Source organism: Arthrobacter celericrescens (assembly GCF_003614925.1).
GTDB classification, from domain to species: Bacteria; Actinomycetota; Actinomycetes; order Actinomycetales; family Micrococcaceae; genus Arthrobacter; species Arthrobacter celericrescens.
Genome location: NZ_QYLP01000036.1, coordinates 65,314 through 73,026, shown reverse-complemented (window position 1 = coordinate 73,026; position 7,713 = coordinate 65,314). Strand labels below are relative to the sequence as shown.

The 7,713-nt window shown below is 68.4% G+C and carries 6 protein-coding genes; all 6 read right to left on the bottom strand.

Annotation, left to right across the window (positions count from 1 at the left end; genetic code table 11):
- Nucleotides 1-387: 387 nt before the first annotated feature.
- On the bottom strand, nucleotides 388-1,662 hold the full coding sequence (locus D3654_RS09535) for an alpha-L-fucosidase (RefSeq protein ID WP_120521265.1): 1,275 nt from the start codon (nucleotides 1,660-1,662) through the stop codon (nucleotides 388-390).
- Nucleotides 1,663-1,667: 5 nt separating this feature from the next.
- Nucleotides 1,668-2,276 carry a glycoside hydrolase 5 family protein gene (locus tag D3654_RS20780; protein WP_245413164.1) on the bottom strand — a complete coding sequence of 203 codons (609 nt, stop codon included), beginning with the start codon at nucleotides 2,274-2,276 and terminating at the stop codon, nucleotides 1,668-1,670.
- A gap of 569 nt (nucleotides 2,277-2,845) precedes the next feature.
- Nucleotides 2,846-4,246 (bottom strand): sulfate adenylyltransferase subunit 1, encoded by a 1,401-nt coding sequence (locus D3654_RS09525; RefSeq protein WP_120521264.1) that lies wholly within the window; start codon nucleotides 4,244-4,246, stop codon nucleotides 2,846-2,848.
- Entirely contained in the window at nucleotides 4,246-5,199 is a 954-nt protein-coding gene (gene cysD, locus D3654_RS09520) for a sulfate adenylyltransferase subunit CysD (protein ID WP_120521263.1), read from the bottom strand. The genes D3654_RS09525 and cysD overlap by 1 nt, the downstream gene beginning before the upstream one ends.
- Nucleotides 5,196-5,963, bottom strand: a complete 768-nt coding sequence (locus D3654_RS09515; RefSeq protein WP_120521262.1) for a phosphoadenylyl-sulfate reductase — start codon at nucleotides 5,961-5,963, stop codon at nucleotides 5,196-5,198. The genes cysD and D3654_RS09515 overlap by 4 nt, the downstream gene beginning before the upstream one ends.
- Nucleotides 5,960-7,705 carry a nitrite/sulfite reductase gene (locus D3654_RS09510; RefSeq protein ID WP_120521261.1) on the bottom strand — a complete coding sequence of 582 codons (1,746 nt, stop codon included), beginning with the start codon at nucleotides 7,703-7,705 and terminating at the stop codon, nucleotides 5,960-5,962. Before D3654_RS09510 ends, D3654_RS09515 begins: the two co-directional genes overlap by 4 nt.
- Nucleotides 7,706-7,713: the final 8 nt, after the last annotated feature.

Here is a 7,713-nt window from a genome sequence, read left to right as displayed (position 1 = left end):
CCGGGCCACCGCGGACGCGACCGCGGCACCTGCCCCGATCAGCAGGGCCAGGCCGACGGCGATGCCCACCTTCAGGCCGCGCCCGGCACTGGGCTTGTTGCTCTCACCGGCAACGATGCGGACCATGCCGGGATCCTGGGTGCTGGGCCTCGGAGAGCCGGGGGTTTGTGACATTGGGATTCCTTTGGGGATGCTGCGGGCGGGGCTGAAATATCAGGTCCCGCAACATCGCCTTGGGAAGGCGTGCAAGGACCAGTCCGTCATGGTCATGGATTCACAGTAGGGACTGGCCTGTTTGCCGTTCAACGGCGTGGAAACCCGGGGTCACGCAACTTCATCCGGCGTCACATACCGGAATGTTGGTCAGCACCGAAACCGCACCGGGATTCAGTGGTCCTCGGGGTAGGTGGTGGGGGCCAGGTAGGCGACCTCCGGAACGCTTTCGGCCCCGGTGATGAACCCGTCGACGGCGGCCAGCCGGGCGCCGTCGTGACCTTCCCCGGAGTCCAGCTCAACGGTGAGCCGCCGGACGGTGACGGCGGGAAAGGCGTGGATGCGCTGGGAGCCAACCGTCCCTCCGGAAGCCAGCAGGCCGCCGTCGTCGGTATCACTGATCCGGTGCCCGCGCACGCGCTGGCCCTCGCGGAGATCCTCGGCGAGCAGCAGGTGGTCGATGGTGACGGGCCGCCCGAAGTCCGCCTCCCAGCGCCCCTCCCCCAGTTCCCGGAGCGACGCCGGCAACGGCGTGCCGAAGCGGCGGCCGATCTCGGCGCCGAACTCCCGCACGCGCTGCACGTCCTCCTCGGGCAGGAGCCCGCGGGTGTCCGGCGGCAGGTTCAGGAGCAGGTTCGCGCCGAGGCCCACCGAGCGGTAGTAGATGGCCAGGAGGTGCTCGAGCGTCTTGGGCTCCTCGTCCGGCTGCCAGAACCAGCCGCGGCGGATCGAGACGTCGCATTCCGGGGGCAGGTACAGGGCCTCTTCCAGCTTGGTGGTGACCACGGTGTAGTTGGAAAAGTCGGTCTGTTCCACGACGTACTCCACCGGGTCTGCGGCCAGGCCATCCTCGTTGCCTACCCAGCGGATGGTCGGCTGGCCCATGTTGAAGACCATGGCGCCGGGCTGCAGTTCCTCGATCAAGGCCGCGATCCGCGCCCAGTCGTATTCATGGCCCTCGGAGCCGGCGCCGTCGAACCACAGTTCATGCAGTTCCCCGTAGTTGCTGCAGAGCTCGCGCAGCTGGCCGAGGTAGAACTCGTCGTAGGCCTTGGAGTCGGCGTAGGACTCGGCGTTACGGTCCCAGGGCGAGAGGTAGAGGCCCAGCTTCATGCCGTATTTCCGGCACGCGGCGGCCACCTCCGCCACGACATCGCCCTTGCCGTCCTTCCACGGTGACGACGCCACCGAGTACTCCGAGAGCGCGGTGGGCCACAGGCAGAAACCGTCGTGGTGCTTCGCGGTGAGCACAACGTACTTAGCGCCGGCTTCCCGCGCGGTGCGGACCCATTGTTCGGCGTCCAACTGCTCGGGGTTGAAGGACGACGCCGGCAGCGTCCCGTCGCTCCATTCCTTGCCGTGGAAGGTGTTGATGCCGAAGTGGAAGAAGACGCCCATCCGGTCGGCCTGCCAGGCGAGTTGCGCGGGGGTGCCTTTGATGTGGTGCATGGGGTTCACTTTCGAAGGGTTCGGGAAGAGGTGCCGATGATGTCCGTGATGCCGCGGGCGGCGAGGTAGGCGGGGTCCGCGGCGTGGCTTTCGAGCACCAGCGCCGGCGGTTCACCCCCGACGGCGGCCTGCAGCCAAGTATCGAAGAACTCCCCCGTGACGGCGTAACGGCTGCGCCCGGCGGTGCTCTGTTCGTCGTCGAGCGCGATCACCATGGCGTTCCTGCGTACGACGGCGGCGGGCGGCGCGGCGCGCAGCTCGCCGATGAGTTCGGCAAGGGCGAGCCCGGCGGGCTTGGGCTTGCGGCTGCTGTCCAGCAGGCCCAGCGAGTATTCGAGTTCCGGGAAGTCGGCGAGGTCCCGGCTGACGTCATGCGAGCACCACCAGGTGATGCCCCACAGGTTCGGGTTGCCAGCGAGGTGGCGCACCGTGGCGGCGGCGAAGTCCGCCGCGTCCCCGGCGGCGACCCACGGGGCCGGAGCGCCGACTTCCTGCACCCAGACCGGGCGGCCCGGGTGGCGTTCGCCGTAGCGCTGGCCGGCACCGCCGAACACCCAGGAGTGCACGGTGCTGAGGTCGCCCAGGGTAGCCGCATGCCGCGGAGTGAAGGGCATGTCCTCGTTGAACAGGGCCGAGTCGTCGAAGGAATGCTGGTGGGTTCCGCCGGGCGCCGGTGCCAGGTGGCGAGCCAGGCCGGCAGGAAGTCGAAGCTGGACAGGTGCCCCTGCAGCACGTCGACGCTGGCGTCCAGGCCGAACTCGGCCGCCACGTCCACCACGGTGCCGACGTCCGCCACGGCCTTGTGCCGGATCAGGGTGCGGCTGGGCTGGAGGTCGGGCCACAGCGGGAACACGCGGATGTGGTCGAGGCCGAGCTTCGCGATCGATTCGAGGTCCCGGCGGACCTCGTCGGCGTCGAAGTCCTGCCAGCTGTGGAACCAGCCGCGGCTTGGCGTGTAGTTGGCGCCCAGCCGCAACGGCCGGGCGCCCTCCGGGTTCGTATTTTCCTGCACTGGCTCCCCGATGGTTCGGCGTCAGACTGCGATCGTCAGTCGAGCATAAACATCGGATGTCTGCGCGTCAAGGGACGAAAAACCGCAGCCCATCCGCAGCCGGGAACCTTGAGGTTCCGGCTTCGCGGACAGGCTGCGGTTGCAGGCGGCGCCGCTAAGGGCGCACAAACCTCAGATGACGTAGCGCTCGTCTTCGTGGTCGCCCGGGTGGTCCTTCACCAGGCCGGCGGCCAGGGTGTTGCCATCGAGCGGGTCGATCACCAGGAACGCACCCGTGCGGCGGTGATGCAGGTAATTTTCCACCGGCAGGGGCGCGGCCAGGCGGAGTTGGGCGTGTCCGATGTCGTTGAGCTCCAGGGTGGAGGTTTCCTCGACGTTGAAAGTGCCCAGGTCCAGCTTGCCGCTGACGTTGCGCACCAGGGCCTGGACCGTGCGGGTACCGTGCTTCACGAGCACCTTGGCACCTTCGCGCAGCGGCTTTGGCGACAGCCAGCACAGTGACGCGTACAGGTCGGCGGTGCTGTCCGCGACCGTGCCTGCGGCGGCGATCGTGTCGCCGCGCGCGATGTCGATCTCCTCGGCCAGGCGGATTGCCACGGACTGCGGTGCCGCGGCTTCCTGGAGTTCCCGGCCCGCGAAGTCGATCCCGGTGACGGTGGTGTTCCGGGGTTCGTGGCCCGGGCTCAGCACGGTGACCTGGTCGCCGACCTTCACCGAACCCTCGGTGATCTGCCCGGCGTAGGCGCGGTAGTCGCGGTACGCCTCGACGTCGAGCCCGCCGGCCACGGCGTCCGGAGCCAAGGCACCCTGAGGACGGATGACCAGCTGCACCGGGAAGCGGAAGCTTTCCAGGTGGCTTTCCAGCTCATCGGCGGCCGGAAGCGTCTCGAGGACCTCGAGGAGGGCCGGGCCGGTGTACCAGGGGGTGCGGTCCGAGCGGTCCACTACGTTGTCGCCGTCGAGCGCGGAGACCGGAACCACCAGCACATCGCTGATGCCGTCGGCGCCGATGCCCAGGTCGCGGGCCACCTGCTGGACGTCGGCCTCGATGGCGCGGAACACGTCCTCGCTGAAGTCCACGAGGTCGATCTTGTTGACGGCCACGATGACGTGGGCGACGCGCAGCAGCTGCAGCACGGACAGGTGGCGGCGGGTCTGCTCCAGGACACCCTTACGGGCGTCGATGAGCACGACGACGGCATCCGCGGTGGACGCGCCGGTCACCGTGTTCTTGGTGTACTGCACGTGGCCCGGGCAGTCCGCCAGGATGAAGCTGCGGCGGTCCGTGGCGAAGTAGCGGTACGCGACGTCGATGGTGATGCCCTGCTCTCGCTCGGCCCGCAGGCCGTCGGTCAGCAGGGCGAGGTCGATGCCACCCTTGTCGCCGCCGAAGCCGCGGTCCGCGGAGGTGCGGGCGACGGCGTCGAGCTGGTCGGCGAGGATCGCCTTGGAGTCGTGCAGGAGGCGGCCCACCAGGGTGGACTTGCCGTCGTCGACGGATCCGGCGGTGGCGAAGCGGAACAGCGTGGATTCGCGCAGGCCGCTTTCAATCAGTGCGGTTTCGGTGCTCATCAGAAGTAGCCGTCCTTCTTGCGGTCTTCCATGGCGGCCTCGGAGATGCGGTCATCTGCGCGGGTGGCGCCACGTTCGGTCAGGGTGGAGGCGGCGACTTCAACAACGACGTCGGCCACGGTGTAGGCGTCGGATTCGACCGCACCGGTGCAGGACATGTCGCCCACCGTGCGGTAGCGGACGGTCTTGGTGATGACCTCTTCGTGCGGCAGCGGCAAGGACACCTCGCCCACCGCACGCCACATGCCGTCGCGGGCGAAGACTTCGCGCTCGTGGGCGTAGTACAGGCTGGGGAGCTCGATGTTCTCACGCTCGATGTAGCGCCAGATGTCCAGCTCGGTCCAGTTGCTGATGGGGAAGGCCCGGACGTGCTGGCCCACGGTGTGGCGGCCGTTGTACAGGTTCCACAGCTCGGGGCGCTGGTTGCGCGGGTCCCACTGGCCGAACTCGTCGCGCAGGGACAGGATGCGCTCCTTGGCGCGGGCCTTGTCCTCGTCGCGGCGGCCGCCGCCGAAGACGGCGTCGAACTTGTTGCGCTGGATTGCGTCAAGCAGCGGCACGGTCTGCAGCGGGTTGCGGGTTCCGTCGGCGCGTTCGGCGAGTTCGCCGCGGTCGATGAACTCCTGGACGGAGCCGACCACGAGCTTCAGGCCCAAGCGCTCCACGGTGCGGTCGCGGAAGTCGATGACCTCCGGGAAGTTGTGGCCGGTGTCCACGTGCAGCACCGGGAACGGCACCTTGCCGGGCCAGAAGGCCTTGGTGGCCAGGTGCAGCATCACCACGGAGTCCTTGCCGCCGGAGAACAGCAGCGCGGGGCGCTCGAACTCGGCCACGACCTCACGGATGATGTGGATGGCCTCGGACTCGAGCGTGTCCAGGGATGACAGTCGGGTCGACGTGGAAACTGCGGCGTCGGTCACCTGCGTGGGCTCCTCGGTTGTGTACGTGCTCATGTGTGTAGTCCGCATTCTGTCTTGTCGGTTCCTGACCAGCGGCCGGCGCGGGGGTCTTCGCCCGGGGCCACCTTCCGGGTGCAGGGCTGGCATCCGATGGACGGGTAGCCCTGGCTCAGGAGGGGGTTGACGGGAAGGATGTTGTCCTCGGAGTACTGGACCAGTTCGTCGAAGGTCCAGTCGACCATCGGGTTCACCTTGACCAGGCCGAAGGACTCATCCCAGGTGACAACCGGGGTGTTGGTCCGGGTGGGGCCTTCGTCGCGGCGCACGCCGGTGAACCAGACCTCGTAGCCGGCCAGCGAACGGCGCAGCGGCTGGACCTTGCGGAGGGCGCAGCACTGGGCGGGGTCGCGGGCGAAGAGGTCCTTGCCCAGGAGCCGGTCCTGCTGTTCCACGGTGTTCTCCGGCAGGACGTCCACCACGTTCACCCGCAGGTTCGCGGCGACCTCGTCACGCGTGGCGTAGGTCTCCGGGAAGTGGTAGCCGGTTTCGAGGAACAGCACCTCGACGCCGGGAATCTGGTCCGCCACGAGCGCCGGCAGGACGGCGTCGGCCATGGAGCAGGCGACGGCGACGGCGGGCAGCTCGAAGTTGCGGGCCACCCACGCGATGATGTCCTGCGCCGAGGCGTTCCAGCCCAGTTCCTCGGAACCGGCTTCGGCCAGCGCCTTGAGGTCCTCGACGGATCGCCGAGAGGGCCCACGGCCGCTGGGGTCCCCGGCCGAGCTTGCGAGGTTGGGGAGCGGCTGGGGATCAGTCACTGGAGGTCTCCTTCATCGGCAGAGTGTGCCCATTCGGCGAAGGTCTGGCCTTCGGCGCCCACGGCCACGAACTTCCGGACGACGCGCTCGACGTAGTCGGGCAGGTCCTCGGCGGTGACCTTCAGGCCGCGGACGGTGCGGCCGAGGCCTGCCTCGGCGCGGTCGTTGTTGGCCAGGCCGCCGCCCAGGTGCACCTGGAAGCCGGGGGTCGGGTCGCCGTCGGGAGTCGGCAGCATCATGCCCTTTAGGCCGATGTCCGCCGTCTGGATGCGGGCGCAGGAGTTGGGGCAGCCGTTGATGTGCAGGGTCAGGGCCTGCGGAAGCTGCTTGCTCTCCACGAGGTCCGCCAGGCGGGTCTCCAACTCGGCGATCGCGGTGGCGGCCGTGGCCTTGGTTTCCACGATGGCCAGCTTGCAGAACTCGATGCCCGTGCAGGCGATGGTGCCGCGGCGGAACAGGGACGGGCGGGCGGAGAGGCCCAGGGTGTCCAGTTCGGCCACGAGCGGCTCCACCTGGTCCTTCTCCACGTCCAGCACCACGAGCTTCTGGTGCGGGGTGGTGTGCAGGCGCTTGGAGCCGTGGGCTTCCAGAGTGTCGGCGAGCTTCACCAGGATCGAACCGGAAACTCGGCCAACCGTGGGGGTGACGCCGATGAAGAACTTGCCGTCCTTCTGTTCGTGGATGCCCACGTGGTCACCGGGGGCGGAAGGCTTGGGCGCGGCGGGGCCGTCCGGAAGCTTGAAGCCGAGGTATTCGTTTTCGAGGATCTCGCGGAACTTGGCCGGACCCCAGTCGTTCATGAGGAACTTCAGGCGGGCCTTGGTGCGCATGCGGCGGTAGCCGTAGTCGCGGAAGATACTGGTGACGCCCAGCCAGACTTCGGCGGCAACCTCGGCGGAGACGAACACGCCCAGGCGCTCGGCCAGGCGCGGGTTGGTGGACAGGCCGCCACCCACCCAGAGGTCGTAGCCGGCGCCGAGTTCGGGGTGCACCACGCCCACCAGGGCGAAGTCGTTGATCTCGTGGACCACGTCCTGGGACGGGTGGCCGGTGATGGCGGTCTTGTACTTGCGCGGCAGGTTGGCCAGTTCCGGGTCGCCGATGAAGCGCTCGGAGAGCTCGTGGATCAGCGGCGTGGGGTCGATGATCTCGTCCTTGGCGATGCCGGCCACAGGGGAGCCGAGGATGACGCGGGGCACGTCGCCGCAGGCTTCGGTGGTGGACAGGCCCACGGCTTCGAGGCGGCGCCAGATTTCCGGGACGTCCTCCACCCGGATCCAGTGCAGCTGGACGTTCTGGCGGTCCGTGAGGTCCGCGGAGTCGCGGGCGAAGTCCACGGAGATTTCGCCGATGACGCGCAGCTGCTCGGTGGTAAGGGCACCGCCGTCGATGCGGACGCGCAGCATGAAGTACTTGTCTTCGAGCTCGTGCGGTTCGAGCGTGGCGGTCTTGCCGCCGTCGATCCCGGGCTTGCGCTGGGTGTAGAGGCCCCACCAGCGGAAGCGGCCGTGCAGATCGGTGCCGTCGATCGAGTCGAAGCCGTTCTTGGAGTAGACGGACTCGATACGCTCGCGGACGTTCAGCCCGTTGTCTTCCTGCTTCCAGGTTTCGTTGGCGTTGAGCGGCGTGGTGCCGTCTACCTTCCACTGGCCATGGGGTTTTGCGGCAGGGCGGGACGGGCGGGCCGGGCGCTTCGGAGCAGCCTGGTCCGCGGACGCTCCGGCTAGAGCAGTATCAGTCATGCATCGAC

What these genes read in the sequence shown, in the direction of transcription:
- D3654_RS09525 (WP_120521264.1), bottom strand. Translation starts at nt 4,246, where the DNA reads ATGAGCACCGAAACCGCACTGATTGAAAGCGGCCTGCGCGAATCCACG.
- D3654_RS09510 (WP_120521261.1), bottom strand. Translation starts at nt 7,705, where the DNA reads ATGACTGATACTGCTCTAGCCGGAGCGTCCGCGGACCAGGCTGCTCCG.
- cysD (WP_120521263.1), bottom strand. Translation starts at nt 5,199, where the DNA reads ATGAGCACGTACACAACCGAGGAGCCCACGCAGGTGACCGACGCCGCA.
- D3654_RS09535 (WP_120521265.1), bottom strand. Translation starts at nt 1,662, where the DNA reads ATGCACCACATCAAAGGCACCCCCGCGCAACTCGCCTGGCAGGCCGAC.
- D3654_RS20780 (WP_245413164.1), bottom strand. Translation starts at nt 2,276, where the DNA reads ATGCCCTTCACTCCGCGGCATGCGGCTACCCTGGGCGACCTCAGCACC.